Origin of the sequence: Streptomyces lusitanus, assembly GCF_042647945.1 — a bacterium.
Classification (GTDB): Bacteria; Actinomycetota; Actinomycetes; order Streptomycetales; family Streptomycetaceae; genus Streptomyces; species Streptomyces pseudogriseolus.
Map to the genome: position 1 here is coordinate 280,843 of NZ_JBHRWL010000019.1, position 17,828 is coordinate 298,670.

Here is a 17,828-nt window from a genome sequence, read left to right on the forward strand (position 1 = left end):
GAATCAGCAACCGGCATCGTTCCGCCGCCGCGCCTCCCCGGAATCGAACGGCGCAAACTTTTCGTGGGCCGGCTCACAGATGTGGCGCAGGACGCAACACGTCGCGCGAAGGGACGCGCGGGCGCGCCGCCGGGGCGGTGCTGTCGGTGGGGTGGGGCATGATGCGGGGCGTGACCGGACTGATGCTTCTCGACACCGCCTCCCTCTACTTCCGTGCGTATTTCGGCGTCCCGGAGTCCGTCAAGGCGCCGGACGGCACGCCGGTGAACGCCGTGCGGGGGCTGCTGGACTTCATCGACCGCCTGGTCAAGGACCACCGGCCGGAGCGCCTGGTGGCCTGCATGGACGCCGACTGGCGCCCGCAGTGGCGGGTGGACCTGATCCCCTCCTACAAGGCGCACCGCGTGGCCGAGGAGCAGGAGTCGGGCCCGGACGTGGAGGAGGTGCCGGACACGCTGTCGCCGCAGGTGCCGGTGATCGAGGAGGTGCTCGACGCGCTGGGCATCGCCCGGGTGGGCGTCGCCGGGTACGAGGCGGACGACGTGATCGGCACGTTCACGGCGCGGGCGGACGGCCCGGTCGACATCGTCACCGGCGACCGGGACCTGTACCAGCTGGTGGACGACGCGCGCGGGGTGCGGGTGCTGTACCCGGTCAAGGGCGTCGGCACGCTCCAGGTCACCGACGAGGCGGCGCTGCGCGCGAAGTATGGGGTGGACGGCAAGGGGTACGCGGATCTGGCGCTGCTGCGCGGCGACCCGAGCGACGGCCTGCCGGGCGTGCCCGGCGTCGGGGAGAAGACGGCGGCCAAGCTGCTGGCCGAGTTCGGGGACCTGGCCGGGATCCTGGCGGCCGTGGACGATCCCCGGTCGAAGCTCACGCCGGCGCAGCGCAGGCGTCTGGACGAGGCGCGGCCGTATCTCGCGGTGGCGCCGACGGTCGTCCGGGTCGCGGGGGACGTCCCGCTCCCGGACGTGGACACGGTCCTGCCGCGCGCCCCGCGCGATCCGGCCGCCGTGGAGGCCCTGGCCGCGCGCTGGGGCCTGGGTGGCTCGATCACCCGCCTGCTGGCGACTCTCGCGGAGGGCTGAGTGCTAACTTAGGCAGACCTAACTGCGACCAGGGAGGCCCCTCATGGCAGAGCGACCGGCACGCGCGCCGCGCACCCCGCACACCGGCGTGGTCGTCCGCACCGAGCGGCTGACCCCCCATATGCAGCGCGTGGTGCTGGGCGGCGAGGGCCTCGCCCGCGTCTCGGCGGACACCTGCACCGACCACTACGTCAAGCTCCTGTTCCCGGCGCCCGGCGCGGTCTACCCGGAGCCGTTCGACCTGGAGCGGATCCGCGCCGAGTTCCCGCGCGAGCAGTGGCCGGTGACCCGGACGTACACGATCCGCCACTGGGACCCCGAACACCGGGAGCTGACCCTCGACTTCGTGATCCACGGCGACGAGGGTCTGGCGGGCCCGTGGGCGATCAACGCCCGCCCCGGCGACGTCGTCCGCTTCCTCGGCCCCGGCGGCGCCTACGCCCCCGACCCGGCCGCCGACTGGCACCTCCTGGTGGGCGACGAGAGCGCGCTCCCCGCCGTCGCCCGCGCCCTGGAGTCGCTCCCGCAGGGCGCCCGCGCCTTCGCCTTCCTGGAGATCGCGGGCCCGGAGGAGGAGCAGAAGATCGACTCCGACGTGGAGATCCGCTGGCTGCACCGCGGCGACCGCAGGGTCGGCGAGGCTCTGGCGGAGGCCGTACGCGCCCTCGACTGGCCGGAGGGCCGGGTGCACGCCTTCGTCCACGGCGAGGCGCACTTCGTGAAGGAACTGCGCCGCCTGCTCCGCGTGGACCGCGCGATCCCCCGCGAGGACCTCTCCATCTCCGGCTACTGGCGCCTGGGCCACAACGAGGACGGCTGGCAGGCCTCGAAGAAGGAGTGGAACGCCCGCATCGAGGCGGAGCAGGAGAGCACGCCGGCGCCCTGAAGGGGCGCGAGGAACTGCGCGACCAGCCACGACGTGCCCGCACCCGGCGTACAACATCTCCCGGCACCCCGGTGCCCGCCGGGGGCGCGGGGAACTGCGCGACCAGCCCAGTGCGGTCCGCACCCGGCGTACAACATCTCCCGGCACCCCGGTGCCCGCTGGGGGCGCGAGGAACTGCGCGACCAGCCACGACGTGCCCGCACCCGGCGTACAACATCTCCCGGCACCCCGGTGGCCGTACGGGGGTGTGGCGCAGCCCTGCTGAAGGGGTGCCGCCTGCGCCCACCCGTGCCGCCCCAGCGGCACGACTGCCCGCAGGCGGGAGGGGCGCGGGGAACTGCGCGAGAACCCCCCACCGCCCCGCACCCGCAGGGACTCCGTACCCTTGCCCCACGTGAGACGCCGCCGCACCCCCACCCCTCCCCCGCCCCTGCCGCAACGCGACGGCGTGGACCCGGTCCGGGTGCGTCTGCCCGCAGGCGGCCCCGGCGCCACGGTCCGCGAGCACCTGGTCCAGCGCCTCGCCGCGAACCCCGCGGTGATCGACGACATGTTCGCCGCAGGCGAGATCGTCGGCGCCGACGGCCGCCCCGTCCCCCCGGACACCCCGTACGCCCCGGGCCTCTGCGTCTGGTTCCACCGCGAGATGCCGGCGGAACCCCCCGTGCCGTTCCCCCTGCACGTGGTGCACCAGGACGACCACCTCGTGGTCGTCGACAAGCCCCACTTCCTGGCCACCACCCCCCGCGGCAGCCATGTCCGGCAGACGGCGCTCGCCCGGCTCCGCCACGAGCTGGGTCTGCCGCAGCTGACCGCCGCGCACCGCCTGGACCGCCTCACCGCCGGACTGGTGCTGTTCACCGTGCGCCCCGAGGAACGCGGCGCCTACCAGACGCTGTTCCGCGACCGGCGGGTGCACAAGGTGTACGAGGCCGTGGCCCCCCACGACCCGGACCTGCGCCTTCCCCGCACCGTGCGCAGCCGGATCGTCAAGGAGCGCGGGATGCTGACCGCACGGGAGGTCGACGGGGAACCGAACGCGGTGACCCACATGGAACGGCTCGCGCACCGGGCGGACGGCCTGGCCCGGTACCGCCTGGTGCCCGGCACCGGACAGACCCACCAGCTCCGGGTGCACATGAGCGCCCTCGGGGTGCCGATCCTCGGCGACCCCCTCTACCCCGAGGTGACCGCCCCGGTGCCGGCCGGCGACTTCCGGCGCCCGCTGCAACTGCTGGCGCGGGAACTGGCGTTCACCGATCCGGTGACGGGGGCGGAACACCGGTTCACCAGCGGCCGGGTGCTCGGGGCGTGGGCGTCGTACGAGGAGTGGGCGGCGGGTCAGTAGCCGCGCCACCACCGCAGGAACCGCTGCCAGGCGCCCTTGGGCGGCTCCGGCGGGGCCGGCGGAGGCGGCACGGGCACCGCGGTGGGCGCCGGCCCCGGAACCGGACCCGCGCCCGGGATCCCGCCGCCGCTCGCCACCGCGACCGCACCCACGTCACCGCCCCCCACGGACACAGTGGCCGGAGCGGCCGGAGCGCCGGAAGCACCCGGATCCGCCGCTGCCTGCCGCGGAATCCCCCCGATCTGCCAGTCGTACGCCGCGGGCGACGGCGCGATGACCTCGTGGCTCGGCGCCTGCGTGATGTCCTGCTGCGGCCGGGGCGTGAAGTGCACCGGCAAGGACACCAGATGGCGTGAGGCGATGGACTCGGCGAAGGTCAGCTCCTCCTCGGCACAGCTCAGCTCGACGTCCGGCAGCCGCATCAGCAGGGCGTCGACGCCGACCTCGGCGATGACACGGCCGATGTCCTGGCCGGGGCACTCGTGGGTGCCGCCGCCGAACGCGAGGTGCGAGCGGTTGCCCTGCATGTCGGCGGTCGGGTCGGGGCGGACCCGGGGGTCGACGTTGGCGGGCGCGGGCGCGAACAGCAGGCCGTCGCCCTTGCGGATGCGCTGCCCGCCCAGCTCGGTGTCCTGCTTGGCGTAGTAGGCGAAGATGGTGCTGAACGGCGGTTCGTCCCACAGGAGTTGCTCCACCGCCTGGGGCACGGTCATCTGGCCGCCGTTGAGCTGGGACCGGAAGCGGGGGTCGATCAGCACCTGGCGCAGCACGTTGGCGAGAAGGTTGGCCGTGGCCTCGTAGGCGGCGATCAGCACCACCCGCAGATGCTGGCTGATCTCCTCGTCGGACAGTCCGGCCGGGTGGCTGACGAGGTGGCCGGTGAAGTCGTCCTGCGGTTCCTTGCGACGGCGGGCGGTGAGGCGGTTCAGCGCCTCCATCACGTAGGCGTTGCTCGCGATGGCGGTCTCGGTGCCGCGGATCATGTCGCGGGCGGCCTGCACCATGCGGTCGTCGTACTCGTCGGGCATGCCGAGGACGTGGCACATCACGGCCATCGGCAGATGCTCGGCGTACTGGCTCACCAGGTCGGCCTCGCCGGCCTCGCAGAACCGGTTGACGACCCGCTGGACGCTGCGGTTGACGTGCCGGCGCAGACCGCGGAAGTCGGTGGCGGAGACGGCCGAGTCGATGGCGCCGCGCCAGCGCCGGTGCTGCTCGCCCTCGGTGTGGGCGCACATCGGCTGCCAGGCGATGTGCGGCATGAGCGGGTGGTCCGGCTTGACCAGGCCGTCGCGGAGCGCGGACCAGATGCGGCTGTCCTTGGTGAACTGCACCGGGCTGCGCACCAGTTGCTGGCTCTCGGCGTGGCCGAGCACGATCCACAGCGGCACGTCGTCGTGGACGAGCACGGGCGCCACCGGGCCGTGCTCCTTGCGCAGCCGCTCGTAGAGCTTCTTGAGGTCGTCCGACTCGTGGAGCCGGGCGAGTCCGCCGGCTCCGCGGCCGTGCGCGGGACATCCGGGGGGCGGTGCGGGCCGCGCGTCGTCGTCACCGGCCGGGCGGTCCGGCGTCTGGGAGTGGGATTCAGGCGTCACTGTGGTCGCTCCGAAGAGGGGAAAGCCAGAAGGGTCCGGGGAGGGAGGGTGCCGCGCGTCAGGTGAGCGAGCCCGTCATGGCGAGCGAGTGCAGGAAGCGCATCAGGGTCATCAGCACGTCACGGCTGGAGGCGCGGCGCCGCACGTCGCACTCCACGATGGGGATCATCTCGGACAGGTCGAGCGCGGACCGCAGGTCGGAGAGGGGATAACGGGGCGCGTCGGGGAAGGAGTTGACGGCGACGACGAAGGGCACGCCGCGTTCCTCGAGGCGGCCCATGACGTCGAAGCTGACCTCGAGGCGGCGGGTGTCGACCAGTACGACCGCGCCGAGCGCGCCCTCGAACAGGCCGTTCCACAGGAACCAGAAGCGTTCCTGGCCCGGCGTGCCGAACAGGTACAGGACCAGCTCGTCGGTGATCTTGATGCGGCCGAAGTCCATGGCGACGGTGGTGGCCGTCTTGGACGCGGAGCCGTAGTTGTCGTCGACCCCGATGCCGGCCTGCGTCATGGTCTCCTCGGTGGTCAGCGGTTTGATCTCGCTGACCGAGCCGACCATGGTGGTCTTGCCGACCCCGAACCCGCCGACGATCACGATCTTCACCGCGGACTGCGCCGTGTGGGGCAGCTGGTCCTCGGCGCGTGGGCCCGGGATGGTGTCAGAGCCGTTGAAGTCCATGCATCACCGCTTCGAGAAGGGAACGGTCCGGGAGCGCCTTGCGGACGATCGGGGAGCGCGCCTGGACCAGTTCCGCCGTCAGCAGTTCGGTGATCAGCACGGTCACGACGCTGAACGGCAGACTGAGATAGGCCGACAGTTCGGCCACGGACAGGGGGGCGACGCAGAGCCTCAGCAGCGCCGCCTGCTCGGGGGTCGCGGAGGGCGGGGGGTCGGGGGAGCGCGCCACGATCAGCGTGACCAGGTCGATGTCGGCGCGCTCGCCGTCCGGTCCCGCGACGACGTACAGCCGCTCCGGGTTGCCGCCCTCGCCCTCCTTCTTGGCCGGGGTGGCCGGCTGTGCGGGGGTGCCGCCCTGCCCGGGAGTGCGCCTCTGGCGTTGGGGAGGAGTCATACGGTCTGCCCGTTCCGTCGGGGCGGACTGGTCAGATGGGCGCCGATGCGGACGACGAGGTCGCGCATCATGCCGCCCATGCGGCCGGGTTCGCAGGTCATGTCGGAGAGCACCGCGAGGTAGGCGTTGGCGCCGGCCGCCATCAGGTAGAAGTAGCCCTCGTCGATCTCGATGAGCACCATCTTCATCTCGCCGTCGCCGTGCGGGAGTTCCTGCGCGACGGCGGCGGCGAGGCTCTGCACGCCGGCGCAGGCGGCGGCGACCCGGTCGGCGGCGTCCGGCTCGCCGCCGTAGCGGGCGATGCGCAGGCCGTCGGCGGAGAGCACCACGATCATCTCGACGCCGGGTACGCCGTCGGCGAGCTCCTTGAGCATCCAGTCAAAGTTGGCTCGTTGCTGGATCACTTGAGGTCCCCCTCGTCCTCGGCCTCGGTGCGGGCCGGTTCGTTGATGAGATGCAGGTAGGCGGTCGGGTTCCGGGTGAAGTCGGTGGGGTGGACGTCCGGGTCGAGGTCCTTCTTCAGCCCCTCCCAGAAGGCGTCGACCCACAGCCCGGGTTCGCGGTCGTTCTGCTTCTTCTTCTCGGGCTCGGCCGCGGCCCAGATGTCGTGGTACTCCTCGCCGCGCTCCTTGGCCTCCCGCTCGGCGCGCTCGGCGGCGGCCTGCTCGGCGTAGCGCTGGGTGAGCGGGGTCTTGACGCGGCTGCGGCGCTGCGGCAGGCCGCCCGCGGTCCACTCGGTGACCTCGGGGACGTCGTCCTCCATGGCGGCCGTGGCGGGGATGCGGGGGCTGGTGGGGCGGCGCTTCTTGGGGGCGCGCTGCGGGCCGGGGAGGGCGTCGACCGGGCGGGGCACGGCGGTGGCCCCGATGCCGTGGGCGAGGCCGACGCCGGGCTCGTCGGTGATCATCTCGCTGGGGACGATCAGGACGGCGCGGACGCCGCCGTAGGCGGAGGCGCGCAGTGACACCTGCATGCTGAACTGGGTGCACAGGCGGCCGACGACGGCGAGGCCGAGGCGCGGGTTGCCGCCGATCTCCTGGAGGTCGACGCCGCGCTGGGCGCGCTCGAGGATGCCCTCGATACGGGCGCGGGCCTGCTCGTCGAGGCTGACGCCGGCGTCCTCGATCTCGATGGCGACGCCGGTCTGCACCTCGGTGGCGGTGACGCTGACCTTGCTGGTGGGCGGCGAGTAGCGGGTGGCGTTGTCGAGGAGTTCGGCGGCGGCGTGGATGACCGGCTCGACGTAGATGCCCTTGATGTTGATCTTCGCGATCGACTTCAGGTCGATGCGGCGGTACTCGAGGATGCGGGACATGGCGCCGCGCAGCACGCTGTAGAGCGCGACCGGCTTGGGCCACTGGCGTCCGGGGCGGCCGCCGCCGAGGACGGAGATGGAGTCGGCGAGGCGGCCGATCAGCGCGGTGCCGTGGTCGATGCGCAGCAGGTCGTCGAAGACCTCGGGATTGCGGCCGTGGTCCTCCTCCATCTCCCGCAGTTCCTTGGCCTGCTGGTGGACGATGGCCTGGACGCGGCGGGCGATGGAGACGAAGGAGCGCTGCGAGGAGTCCCGCAGGTTCTCCTCGTCGTCGATGATCTTGAGGACCGTGCGCAGCAGGATCTGCTGGTACTTGGGCAGGTCGCGCCAGGACGGGTTGAGCCGCGGCAGGGCGCGCATCACCTCGTCCGGGTCGTTGCCGGCGTGCAGGTGGTTCAGGCAGGTGGGGAAGACCTGCTGGATGAAGTAGTCGGTCTCCGTGTCGTGGGCCGCGATCCGCGCCTCCAGATACGCACGGTGACGTTCGTGTTCGGCGCGCGCCTCCCGCAGCACGCGGCCGCGGCGCACCGCCTCGGTCCCGGCGGCGGCCACCAGCAGGGTCGCCACGGCACCGCACACGCCGACGGCGATCCGGGCGGGCTCCGTCACCAGGGCGACGGCGGCCCCGGTCGCCGCGGCCATGACTATGGCCGGTAGCAACAGCACGCGTGCGTAAGGAAGTTGGACACTCGCCATGTGAGCCCTCTGAAGCGTGTCGACTGACGGTCGGTAACGTGCACATAAGGGAACAGGCGCACGAATTCATCTCAACTCGGTGCGCTGCGGGCGAGCTTAGTCCGACGGGATCATCGCCATGTCATATTCAGCAAGTGCCGGAAACGGCCCCTGGGGCAGGAGTACGCTCGGGGCCATTTGCACGGTCCGAGACCGTTCGAACACAGCACGTCACGGCGCACAGGCGTACGACGACCACTCACCGTCACGGGTGAACCGGGCCCCCGGAACGGGCGTCGACGGCCCCTCGCGGGCGCTGTCATCCCTGCCCGCGCGGGCGGCGGGTGATGCGGCCGCAGATGGGCGCGCACGGACACGAGGGCGCGCACGGAGCGGAAGCCCGGCGCGCGGGGGGCGCACCGGGCTTCCGGGGAGGGTGTCGAGAGGGGTCAGCCCACGGAGGAGTAGGCCACCACCCCGCGTAGCAGACCGTCCACGGCCCTGCGGGCGTTCTTCGCGACCGTCGAGCCCTCGGCGACCGGGGCCGCCGCGGAGATCTGCCCCAGCACGTCGATGACCTGCTTGCACCAGCGCACGAAGTCGCCGGCCGGCATCTCCGCCTCGCGCAGCACCTCGTCCAGCCCCTTGCCGGAGGCCCACATGTAGGCGGCCCAGGCGAAGCCGAGGTCGGGCTCGCGCTGGCCCACGCCCTCGGTCTGGCTGATCCGGAAGTCCTCCTCCAGCGCGTCCAGCCGGCCCCAGATGCGGACCATCTCGCCGAGCGCCGCCTTCGCCTTGCCCGAGGGCAGCTTGGGCGCCATCGCGTCGTCGGCGACCCGCGACTCGTACACCAGCGCGGAGACGCACGCGGCGAGTTCGGCGGGGCCGAGGCCCTCCCAGACCCGCTCGCGCAGGCACTCGCTGGCCAGCAGGTCGAGTTCGCCGTACAGCCGGGCCAGCCGCTTGCCGTGCTCGGTGACCTCGTCGCCGCGCAGGTAGTCCATCTCGGTCAGCAGCGCCACGATCCGGTCGAAGGTGCGGGCGATGGTGTTCGTCCGGCCCTCGATGCGCCGCTCCAGCTGCGAGGTGTCCCGCAGCAGCCGGTGGTAGCGCTCCGCCCAGCGGGCGTGGTCCTCTCGGTCCTGGCAGCCGTGGCACGGGTGCGCCCGCAGCGCCTTGCGCAGCCGCGCGATCTCCCGGTCGTCGGCGGCCGGCGCCCGGTTCTTGCGGTGCCGGTCCGGCACGATGTGGCCGGCCTTGGTGCGCAGCGCCGAGGCGAGGTCGCGGCGGGACTGCGGGGACCGCGCGTTGAAGGACTTCGGGATCCGCATCCGCTCCAGCGCCTCCACGGGCACCGGGAAGTCGATCGCCGCCAGCCGCTTGACCTGCCGCTCGGCGGTCAGCACCAGCGGGCGCGGGCCGTCGTGGTACTCCACGCCCCGGTGGCCGTTGGTGCGTCCCGCGGGCAGCCCCGGGTCGAGCACCAGCGCCAGGCCGGCGTACTTGCCGGTGGGGACGTGGATGATGTCGCCGGGCTTGAGCTTCTCCAGCGCGACGGCGGCCTCCGCGCGCCGCTGCATCTGCCCCTGCCGGGCCAGTTCGTTCTCCCGGTCCTTCAGCTCCCGGCGCAGCCGCGCGTACTCCTCGAAGTCGCCGAGGTGGCAGGTCATCGAGGCCTTGTAGCCCTCAAGGCCCTCCTCGTTGCGCTGCACCTGGCGCGAGATCCCGACGACCGACTTGTCCGCCTGGAACTGCGCGAACGACGTCTCCAGCAGCTCCCGCGAGCGGTGCCGCCCGAACTGCTCGACCAGGTTCACCGCCATGTTGTACGACGGCTTGAAGCTGGAGCGCAGCGGATACGTGCGCGTGCCGGCCAGTCCCGCGAGGTGCTCGGGGTTCATCCCGCGCTGCCACAGCACCACGGCGTGGCCCTCGACGTCGATGCCGCGGCGGCCCGCCCGGCCGGTCAGCTGGGTGAACTCGCCGGGGGTGATGTCGGCGTGCTGCTCGCCGTTCCACTTGACCAGCTTCTCCAGCACCACCGAGCGCGCCGGCATGTTGATGCCCAGCGCCAGGGTCTCGGTGGCGAACACGGCCTTCACCAGACCGCGCACGAACAGCTCCTCGACGACCTCCTTGAAGGTCGGCAGCATGCCCGCGTGGTGGGCGGCTATGCCCCGCTCGAGGCCCTCCAGCCACTCGTAGTAGCCGAGGACGTGCAGGTCCTCCGGCGGGATGGAGGCGGTGCGCTCCTCGACCAGGTCGCGGACCCTCGCCCGCGCCTCCTCGTCGTTGAGCCGCAGGCCGGCGTGCAGGCACTGCTGCACCGCGGCCTCGCAGGCGGCGCGGCTGAAGATGAAGGTGATGGCGGGCAGCAGGCCCTCGGCGTCGAGCCGCTCGATGACCTCCGGCCGGCCCGGCGTCCACACGCGCGAGCGCTGCCTGCGCTCCCGCTCGCGGTCCGCCTCCCGCATGCCGTTGCGGCCCCGGCGGCGGTCGCCCCAGGACGGGCGGCTCGCCTCCATCCGGGCCATGCGCGTCAGGTCGGGGTTGACGGCCTTCTTGTGGCCCTCCCCCTCCTCGAACAGGTCGTACATCCGGCGGCCGGCCAGCACGTGCTGGAACAGCGGCACGGGCCGGTGCTCGGAGACGATCACCTCGGTGTCCCCGCGGACGGTGTCCAGCCAGTCGCCGAACTCCTCGGCGTTGGAGACCGTCGCCGACAGGGAGACCAGCGTCACCGACTCGGGAAGGTGGATGATCACTTCCTCCCAGACGGCGCCCCGGAAGCGGTCGGAGAGGTAGTGCACCTCGTCCATCACCACGTAGCCCAGGCCCAGCAGGGTCTGCGACCCGGCGTACAGCATGTTCCGCAGGACCTCGGTGGTCATCACGACCACGGGGGCGTCGGAGTTGACGCTGTTGTCGCCGGTGAGCAGGCCCACCTTGCCGGTGCCGTAGCGGCGGCACAGGTCGGCGTACTTCTGGTTGGACAGCGCCTTGATGGGCGTGGTGTAGAAACACTTCTTGCCCTGCTCGAGGGCGAGGTGCACGGCGAACTCGCCGACGATCGTCTTGCCGGATCCGGTGGGGGCCGCGACCAGCACGCCCTTCCCGGCCTCCAGCGCCTGGCAGGCCTCCACCTGGAACGGGTCGAGGCCGAAGTCGTACATCTCGCGGAAGGAGGCGAGCGAGGTGGCCTGCTCGGCAGCGCGCCTGCGTGCTGCCGCGTACCGCTCGGCCGGGGAGAGGTCCTCTGTCATCGTGCATTCGAGCGTACCGGGCCGCACCGACAACAGGACGATCATTATCCGGATCGGCCGCCTGAGGTGGGAGAACGCCGGGGACGTCCGCTCAGGGACCGACGACCCGGACCGCCCCCGGCACGCAGCGGGCGGTCAGCGGCAGCGGGCCCACGTACTCCCCGTCCGCGTAGCCGGTGACGTCCTCGGCGACCAGCTCCACGCTCGCGGCCCGCAACGTCGTCACCACGGGGTGGTCGACGTGCGTCCCCCGGTAGACCCGCGGGAACACCCGCAGCAGCGTGGCCCGGCTGCACTCGCCGACCACCGTGATGTCGAACAGCCCGTCGGTGAGGTCCGCTCCCGGGCATATCCGCATGCCCCCGCCGTACGACGGCCCGTTCCCCACGGCCACCAGGGTCGCCTCGACCTCGCGGACGTCCCCGCCGTCGAGGGTGATCCGGTACGGCAGCGGCTTGAAGGCGGCCAGCTCGGCGACCATCGCCAGGTCGTACTTGAAGCGGCCGAGGGGGGCGCGCATCCGGTTGCCCCGGTCGTTGACCCGGGAGTCGAAGCCGGAGGCCAGCACGGCGCCGAACCAGCGGTCGCCGATCCGGCCGAGGTCGATGTCACGGGAGCGCCCGCTCTTCAGGGCATCGGCGATCATCCGCCCGGCCGTCGCCGGCTCGCGCAGCGGCATGCCGAGCGCCCGGGCGAAGTCGTTGCCGGTGCCCGCGGCCACCAGGCCGAAGGGGGTGCCGGTGCCGACGACGGCCTGGAGGGCGAGGTTGGCCATGCCGTCGCCGCCGACGGCGATCAGGGCCCCGGTGCCCTCCTCGACGGCGGTACGCGCCCGGGACAGCGCGTCCTCGGGGCCGTCGCCCGTCACGGCGGCGACGTGGAAGCCGGCGTCGCGCAGCGCGGAGGCGGCCGACCGCGCCGCGCGGGCGCCCCGGCCGCCGCCCGCGGTGGGGTTCACGATGAGGGTGATCTCGCTGGTCACGGGAGTGACCTTATGAGGTGCCGGCCCGTCCTCAGGTCACGTCGTCATAACCGTTGACGCGGTCCCGGGTGGTCTGCTCGGGCAGCGCGGACACCGGTTCGGCCGGTGCGACGGCTTCGGGGATGTGGTTCAGCTCGGACGCCTCGTCGTCCGCGGGGCCCTCGGCCTCCTTGCGGGCGCGCCGTCGGTCGTTCAGCAGCGAGAAGCCCACGGCGAAGAAGTACAGGACGACGATCGGCCCGGACAGCGCCAGCATGCCGACCGGGTCGGTGGTGGGCGTGGCGACCGCGCCGAAGACGAAGACGCCCATGACGACACCGCGCCACCAGCCCGCCATCCGGCGGCCGGACACGATGCCCACCATGTTCAGCATGATCAGGAGCAGCGGCAGCTCGAAGGCCAGGCCGAAGACGAGCACCATGCGGATGGTGAAGTCGAGGACCTCGTCGAGCGAGAGGATGTTCGCCGATCCCCCGGGCGTGAGGCTGAGCAGCACCTTGATGCTGACCGGGAGGATCACGTACGAGAGGAGCGCGCCGCCGGCGAACAGCGGCACCGCCGCCAGGGTGAAGATGTACGTGTACTTCTTCTCGTGCCGGTGCAGGCCGGGGGCGACGAAGGCCCACAGCTGGTAGAGCCAGACCGGGCTGGAGACGACCAGGCCGGCCATGAGGCTCACCTTGATCGTCGTGGTGAACGGCGACGTCAGTGTGTTGAACGACACGATGGCGCAGTTGCCGCCGTCGCTGTTCGTCAGACTGTCGCACTTGGGTACCGGCTCGGCCAGGAACTGCATGAGCTGTTCGCTGTAGAACGCGGCGACGACCGACACCACGACGATCGCGAGCACGGCCTTGGCCAGGCGGTTCCGCAGCTCACGCAGGTGTTCCACGAGAGGCATCCGCCCCTCGGGATCCCTCTGCTGTTTGCGGGCAGACTTGAGCAACCCACGTTCCCATCTCGTACGGCGGGCCGGACGTCACCGGCCCCGCGTCAGCGCTTGGTCGTGTCCGTCGGCTCCGTGACCGGGCGGGAGCTGGTCACGTCGCCGGGGGCGGCCTGGATGGTGCGCTGCGCCGGGGGCTGCTCGCCGGTCGCCGGCGGGTCGGCCGGAGCGGAGGACGTGTTGTCCTCCTTCATCGCCTTCGCCTCGCTCTTCAGGATGCGGGCGGACTTGCCGAGCGACCGCGCCATGTCGGGCAGCTTCTTCGCACCGAACAGCAGGATGATGACGACGAGGATCAGAATGATCTCGGTAGGTCCGAGCCGTCCCATAAGTCTTTACCTTCTCACCGAGGCGGGTGGGTGGGTGGCTGTCCGACCGGTCGGACAAGCGTCCGAAGGACGGTACAGACAGCGATCGTAACGCCCGGGGGTGAACGTCCGGCAATCCCTGTGCGTACTCCCGTCCGCGGTCCGTGCCTCGTCTCCGGGCCGCGATCAGCAGCGTACCTGCCGGGCCCCGGCCGGTGACAGGGGCGGTGACGGCGCCCGTCCGGACGGCGCGCCCGCGGGTGCGGAGCACCGCAGGGGCTACAGGGCCTCCGCGGAGCGGGCCGTGGCGGTCGCCGCGCGCTCCAGGTCCTCGGCCGCGCGGCCGATACGCCGGGCCGAGTCCGCGACCTGTCTGCCGAGGCGCTCCGCCTCGACGAAGACCCGGACGGCGAGCACTGCGAGCACCGCCAGCCCCAGGAAACCCAGGGCCACGGCGAACATCGGCCAGAACATGGGGCCGAGCCTAGACGGTCGAGTGCAGCCGGAGCGTACGCACCCCGCCGCCGGTCAGCAGCTCCACGATCCGCTCCCCCGCCGGCTTGCGGACGGCGGCGCCGCACCGGGGGCAGGTGAAGGAGTAGAACGTGGTGCGGCTGCTGGCGCCGATGGCCAGCCGCAGCGCGCTCGCGGAGAGTTCGAAGCGCTCCCGGCAGTCCGGGCAGCCCGCCCGGAACATCACCGGGGCCACGCTCCTCATCCCGGCGAACGCGGACGCCGCCGTCATGCCCCGTGCCCCTGGGGTCCCCGACTCGCTCAAAGCCCTCGCTCCTGACTGTCGTCGTGCCCGGTCAATGCGCCGCCCCGGCCCCGTCGTACGCCGCGAGCGCCTCACGCGCCGCCCGGCGGGCGCTCTCGGCCAGCTCCTGCGGCTCCACGATGCGCCCGTCGCGGCCGAGCCGCAGCGCCAGCCGCTTCAGCGACGCGGGGTCGGGGGTGCGCAGGGTGATACGGAGTCCGCCGTCGGGAAGCTCATCCGCGCTGTCGTGGGGGTAGTACTCGGCCACCCAGCGCCCGCCGGGACCGACCTCGACGACCACCTCCGGGTCCTCCGCCGCGGGCTGCACCAGCCCCTCGGACAGGTCGCGCAGCTCCACCTCCGGCGGCGCGGACGGCTCGTCCAGGATCTTGATCTCGGCGACCCGGTCCAGCCGGAAGGTGCGGCGCGCCTCGGAGCGGCGGCACCACGCCTCGACGTAGGTGTGGCCGACGCTGACCAGGCGGATGGGGTCGATCTCCCGCTCGGTGACCTCGTCGCGGGCGGGCGAGTAGTAGCGGATCCACAGCCGGCGGCGCTCGGCGATGGCCCGGTCGACGTCCGCGAAGACACCGCCCTCGGACTCGAAGGTCACCGAGAGCCGGGAGCTGGCGCCGGCCGCCTCGCCGGCCGCGGTCTCCACCTTGGCGGTGGCCCTCAGCAGCGCCTGCCGGTCGCTCTCGCGCAGCCCCGGCAGCGTGGCCACGGCGCGGGCGGCGACGAGCAGCGCGGTCGCCTCGTCGGCCGCCAGGCGCAGCGGCTCGGCGGCGTCGGCGCCCAGGGCGGCCGGGTTGTGCCACCAGATGCGCTCGCCGTCGGTGTCGATGTCCAGCAGGTCGCCGCCGCGGAAGCTGGTGCCGCACATGGGCAGCACGTCGAGGTCGGAGACCAGTTCGTCCTCGGTGATGCCGAAGGCGCGCGCGACGTCCTCGATCCGGGCGCCGGGGCGCTCGCGCAGATACGTCACCAGGGACAGCATCCGACGGGTCTGGTCGATGGCGTTCACGGGCCTGACCGGTTTGCCTGCCACGTTGTCGTCCGCTCCCCCTCAGCCCTTGGCCACGGCACGCAGCCGGTCCACCACGTCGGCCCGCAGTTCCTCGGGCTCCAGCACCACCACGTCCGGTCCGAACTCCACCAGCCAGGCGTCCAGTCCGTGTCCGTACGGGATCTCCAACTCGTCCCAGCCGTTCCCGAGTTCCCGGACGGAGGTGGCCTTGGCGCGGAGCGGGAAGCCGGCGTCGGAGCGCAGCCGGATACGCGCCGAGCGGTCGGCGGTCTCCCCGGCCCAGCCCGCCACGGTCTCCCGCACGGTGACCACGTCCGGCACCGGCACGGTGAACCGGCCGGCCCGCGAGCGCACCTTGCCGGTGATGCGGGACAGCCGGAAGACGCGCTCGGCGCCGCGGTCGCGGTCCCAGCCGGCCAGGTACCAGTGGCCGCGCCAGCACTCCAGCGCCCAGGGCTCGACGTGCCGCTGCTCGGGCTGGGCGGCGTTGGCCTTGCGGTAGTCGAAGACGACCGGGCGGCGGTCGCGGCAGGCGAGCATCAGCGGCTCGAACGCGGCCTCGTGCACGGGGATGCGCGGCTCCAGCGCGCCGTGCGCGCCGTACGGGTCGACGTCCTCGGGGAGTCCGGCGGCGCGCAGCTTCTGGAGGGCGCCGGACGCCGCGCCGGCCAGCCGGGCCTGCTGCCACACCTTCGCGGCGAGCCCGAGGGCGGCGGCCTCCTCGGCGTCCAGGGTGATGGCCGGCAGCCGGTTGCTGTCGCGGCGGGCCAGGTAGCCCGTGTCGCCCTCGAGGTTCTCGACGGTCTCGATGACCAGTCCGAGTTCGCGCAGGTCGTCCTTGTCGCGCTCGAACATGCGGTTGAAGGAGTCGTCGGAGCCCGCCTCGAGGTACGCCTCGATGGACTCCCGCAGTTCGCGCTTGGTGAGCGGCCGCCGCGTCCCGAGCAGACACAGGGCCAGATTCATCAGCCGCTCGGCCTTGGCAATGGCCATCGACGCGCTTCGCCTCCCTATGGTGCTTACGAGCGATGACCGTACCGCCCCGGGGTGGCGTGGTGAAAGCCGAGGGCCCGTGCCCGGACAGGCATGGGCCCTCGGCGATCGACTCCGGTCGGATCAGACGCCGAGCAGGTCGACCACGAAGATCAGGGTCTCACCGGGCTTGATCGCCGGGGTGGGGCTCTGGTTGCCGTAGGCGAGGTGAGCCGGAATGGTCAGCTGGCGACGGCCGCCGACCTTCATGCCCTGCACGCCCTGGTCCCAGCCCTTGATGACCCGGCCGCCGCCCAGCGGGAAGCGGAAGGGGGTGCCACGGTTCCAGCTGGCGTCGAACTCCTCGCCAGTGCTGAAGGCGACGCCCACGTAGTGGACGGTGACGGTCTGACCCGCCTTCGCCACCTCGCCGTCGCCCTCCCAGATGTCCTTGATCTCGAGGTCCGCCGGGGGCTCGCCGCCCGGGAAGTCGATCTCGGGCTTGTCGATGCTCACGTCTTCATGCTCCTGCTTGTCTGCGGAAAGGCGAACACGCACAGTCTTGCATCCCGGCGGGCTCAGAGCTTCGCGAGGATGTCCACGGAGAAGACCAGCGTGGAGTCCTTCTGGATGCCGCTGCCCTGCGGCGGGTTGTCGCCGTAGCCCAGCTCCGGCGGGATGACGATCAGCACGCGGCTGCCGACCTTCTTGCCGGTCAGGCCCTGCGCCCAGCCCTTGACGACCTGCTGGAGCGAGAAGGACGTCAGCTGGCCGCGGCCGTACGTGGAGTCGAACTCCTTGCCGCCGTCCCACAGCACGCCCTTGTACTGCACCAGGACGCTGTCCTCGGCGCCGACCTTCGCGCCGTCGCCCTCGATGACGTAGTTCGCCACGAGCTTCTTCGGGGCCGCCGCGTCGGGCACCTCGATGGAGGGGGCCTTGCCGTCGGTGTTGGTGCCGACCTTCGGCAGGTCGATGTTGTCCTGGGCGACGTCGGTGCCCTTGGCGGAGCTCTTGGCGTTGAACGTGTCCTCCACGTCGACCACGAACACCAGCGTGTCGGTGCCCTTGATGCCCGCCTGCGCGTTGCCCTGGTCGCCGTAGCCCCAGGTGGGCGGGATCGCCATCTGGACGCGGCTGCCGGTCTTCTTGCCCACGAGGCCGTAGCGCCAGCCGTCGATGATGGTGCCCTGGGCGAGCTGGATGGCCAGCGGCTGCTTGCGGTCGTAGGAGTTGTCGAACACCTTGGCGGTGCTCCAGACCTGTCCCAGGTAGTTCGCGACGACGAAGTCGTTCTCGGCGATCGTGCGCCCGCCGCCCGCGATGACCGTCTTGACCGCGAGGTCCTTGGAGGGGTCGCCGCTGCCCTTGGCGACGGTCGGCTTCTCGCCGAACTTCGTCCCCGCCGTGATCGCCGGCAGCGGGCCCTCCACGATCTTCGGCGACGGCGCCGCCGACTCCTCGGGCGCGGAGGGCGAGGCCGTCTCGCTGGCCTTGCCGGAATCGGACTTGTCGTCGCCGCACGCGGCGAGGGTGGCCAGTCCAGCGGGAACGGCAATGAGAAGTGAGCGTCGGCGCACGGTGGGGGCC

The 17,828-nt window shown here is 72.3% G+C and carries 18 protein-coding genes; 3 read left to right on the forward strand and 15 right to left on the reverse strand.

Going from position 1 to position 17,828, the window contains the following annotated elements; translation table 11 throughout:
- Window positions 1-161 precede the first annotated feature (161 nt).
- The 3 genes from ACFOSY_RS26750 (at window position 162) to ACFOSY_RS26760 (ending at window position 3,325) form a co-directional block, all read left to right on the forward strand.
- On the forward strand, window positions 162-1,091 hold the full coding sequence (locus ACFOSY_RS26750; RefSeq protein ID WP_394311523.1) for a 5'-3' exonuclease: 930 nt from the start codon (window positions 162-164) through the stop codon (window positions 1,089-1,091).
- 43 nt (window positions 1,092-1,134) lie between these two features.
- Window positions 1,135-1,977 (forward strand): siderophore-interacting protein, encoded by an 843-nt coding sequence (locus ACFOSY_RS26755; protein WP_394311421.1) that lies wholly within the window; start codon window positions 1,135-1,137, stop codon window positions 1,975-1,977.
- 394 nt (window positions 1,978-2,371) lie between these two features.
- The gene (locus tag ACFOSY_RS26760) at window positions 2,372-3,325 is read left to right on the forward strand and encodes an RluA family pseudouridine synthase (protein ID WP_394311423.1); all 954 of its coding nucleotides are present in this window, start codon (window positions 2,372-2,374) and stop codon (window positions 3,323-3,325) included.
- Here ACFOSY_RS26760 and ACFOSY_RS26765 read toward each other — a convergent pair.
- From ACFOSY_RS26765 to ACFOSY_RS26835, 15 genes are all read right to left on the reverse strand, one after another.
- Entirely contained in the window at window positions 3,319-4,920 is a 1,602-nt protein-coding gene (locus ACFOSY_RS26765) for a cytochrome P450 (protein WP_394311425.1), read from the reverse strand. The genes ACFOSY_RS26760 and ACFOSY_RS26765 overlap by 7 nt on opposite strands.
- Before the next feature lie 58 nt (window positions 4,921-4,978).
- A complete protein-coding gene (locus ACFOSY_RS26770; protein WP_189409163.1) occupies window positions 4,979-5,599 on the reverse strand; it encodes a GTP-binding protein in 621 nt (206 codons plus the stop codon).
- On the reverse strand, window positions 5,580-5,993 hold the full coding sequence (locus ACFOSY_RS26775; RefSeq protein ID WP_394311428.1) for a DUF742 domain-containing protein: 414 nt from the start codon (window positions 5,991-5,993) through the stop codon (window positions 5,580-5,582). Before ACFOSY_RS26775 ends, ACFOSY_RS26770 begins: the two co-directional genes overlap by 20 nt.
- Window positions 5,990-6,397 (reverse strand): roadblock/LC7 domain-containing protein, encoded by a 408-nt coding sequence (locus tag ACFOSY_RS26780; RefSeq protein WP_006132309.1) that lies wholly within the window; start codon window positions 6,395-6,397, stop codon window positions 5,990-5,992. Before ACFOSY_RS26780 ends, ACFOSY_RS26775 begins: the two co-directional genes overlap by 4 nt.
- Complete coding sequence (locus ACFOSY_RS26785; RefSeq protein WP_394311430.1) at window positions 6,394-7,950, reverse strand: sensor histidine kinase; 1,557 nt, start codon at window positions 7,948-7,950, stop codon at window positions 6,394-6,396. Before ACFOSY_RS26785 ends, ACFOSY_RS26780 begins: the two co-directional genes overlap by 4 nt.
- A gap of 482 nt (window positions 7,951-8,432) precedes the next feature.
- Entirely contained in the window at window positions 8,433-11,291 is a 2,859-nt protein-coding gene (locus ACFOSY_RS26790) for a DEAD/DEAH box helicase (protein WP_394311432.1), read from the reverse strand.
- Between the two features lie 46 nt (window positions 11,292-11,337).
- Window positions 11,338-12,228, reverse strand: coding sequence for a diacylglycerol kinase (locus ACFOSY_RS26795; RefSeq protein WP_394311438.1), 891 nt, complete (start codon window positions 12,226-12,228; stop codon window positions 11,338-11,340).
- Window positions 12,229-12,259: 31 nt separating this feature from the next.
- On the reverse strand, window positions 12,260-13,129 hold the full coding sequence (gene tatC / locus ACFOSY_RS26800) for a twin-arginine translocase subunit TatC (RefSeq protein ID WP_394311440.1): 870 nt from the start codon (window positions 13,127-13,129) through the stop codon (window positions 12,260-12,262).
- A 92-nt stretch (window positions 13,130-13,221) separates the two neighbouring features.
- Window positions 13,222-13,503: a Sec-independent protein translocase subunit TatA gene (tatA, locus tag ACFOSY_RS26805; RefSeq protein WP_019521613.1), complete on the reverse strand. Its 282-nt coding sequence runs from the start codon at window positions 13,501-13,503 to the stop codon at window positions 13,222-13,224.
- A gap of 258 nt (window positions 13,504-13,761) precedes the next feature.
- Window positions 13,762-13,956 carry a hypothetical protein gene (locus ACFOSY_RS26810; RefSeq protein ID WP_006132303.1) on the reverse strand — a complete coding sequence of 65 codons (195 nt, stop codon included), beginning with the start codon at window positions 13,954-13,956 and terminating at the stop codon, window positions 13,762-13,764.
- Window positions 13,957-13,966: 10 nt separating this feature from the next.
- Entirely contained in the window at window positions 13,967-14,227 is a 261-nt protein-coding gene (locus ACFOSY_RS26815) for a phage terminase large subunit family protein (protein WP_225655776.1), read from the reverse strand.
- A gap of 64 nt (window positions 14,228-14,291) precedes the next feature.
- Window positions 14,292-15,287 (reverse strand): helix-turn-helix transcriptional regulator, encoded by a 996-nt coding sequence (locus ACFOSY_RS26820; protein ID WP_394311444.1) that lies wholly within the window; start codon window positions 15,285-15,287, stop codon window positions 14,292-14,294.
- A gap of 18 nt (window positions 15,288-15,305) precedes the next feature.
- On the reverse strand, window positions 15,306-16,259 hold the full coding sequence (locus ACFOSY_RS26825; RefSeq protein ID WP_394311446.1) for a helix-turn-helix transcriptional regulator: 954 nt from the start codon (window positions 16,257-16,259) through the stop codon (window positions 15,306-15,308).
- Window positions 16,260-16,382: 123 nt separating this feature from the next.
- Window positions 16,383-16,754, reverse strand: coding sequence for an FKBP-type peptidyl-prolyl cis-trans isomerase (locus tag ACFOSY_RS26830; protein ID WP_006132299.1), 372 nt, complete (start codon window positions 16,752-16,754; stop codon window positions 16,383-16,385).
- Between the two features lie 62 nt (window positions 16,755-16,816).
- Window positions 16,817-17,818 (reverse strand): FKBP-type peptidyl-prolyl cis-trans isomerase, encoded by a 1,002-nt coding sequence (locus tag ACFOSY_RS26835; RefSeq protein WP_394311448.1) that lies wholly within the window; start codon window positions 17,816-17,818, stop codon window positions 16,817-16,819.
- Between the last annotated feature and the right edge of the window lie 10 nt (window positions 17,819-17,828).

Coding starts and splice junctions, on each gene's coding strand:
- tatC (WP_394311440.1), bottom strand. CDS start 13,129: ATGCCTCTCGTGGAACACCTGCGTGAGCTGCGGAACCGCCTGGCCAAG.
- ACFOSY_RS26750 (WP_394311523.1), top strand. CDS start 162: ATGCGGGGCGTGACCGGACTGATGCTTCTCGACACCGCCTCCCTCTAC.
- ACFOSY_RS26815 (WP_225655776.1), bottom strand. CDS start 14,227: ATGACGGCGGCGTCCGCGTTCGCCGGGATGAGGAGCGTGGCCCCGGTG.
- ACFOSY_RS26775 (WP_394311428.1), bottom strand. CDS start 5,993: ATGACTCCTCCCCAACGCCAGAGGCGCACTCCCGGGCAGGGCGGCACC.
- ACFOSY_RS26755 (WP_394311421.1), top strand. CDS start 1,135: ATGGCAGAGCGACCGGCACGCGCGCCGCGCACCCCGCACACCGGCGTG.
- ACFOSY_RS26770 (WP_189409163.1), bottom strand. CDS start 5,599: ATGGACTTCAACGGCTCTGACACCATCCCGGGCCCACGCGCCGAGGAC.
- ACFOSY_RS26790 (WP_394311432.1), bottom strand. CDS start 11,291: ATGATCGTCCTGTTGTCGGTGCGGCCCGGTACGCTCGAATGCACGATG.
- tatA (WP_019521613.1), bottom strand. CDS start 13,503: ATGGGACGGCTCGGACCTACCGAGATCATTCTGATCCTCGTCGTCATC.
- ACFOSY_RS26825 (WP_394311446.1), bottom strand. CDS start 16,259: ATGGCCATTGCCAAGGCCGAGCGGCTGATGAATCTGGCCCTGTGTCTG.
- ACFOSY_RS26785 (WP_394311430.1), bottom strand. CDS start 7,950: ATGGCCGCGGCGACCGGGGCCGCCGTCGCCCTGGTGACGGAGCCCGCC.
- ACFOSY_RS26810 (WP_006132303.1), bottom strand. CDS start 13,956: ATGTTCTGGCCGATGTTCGCCGTGGCCCTGGGTTTCCTGGGGCTGGCG.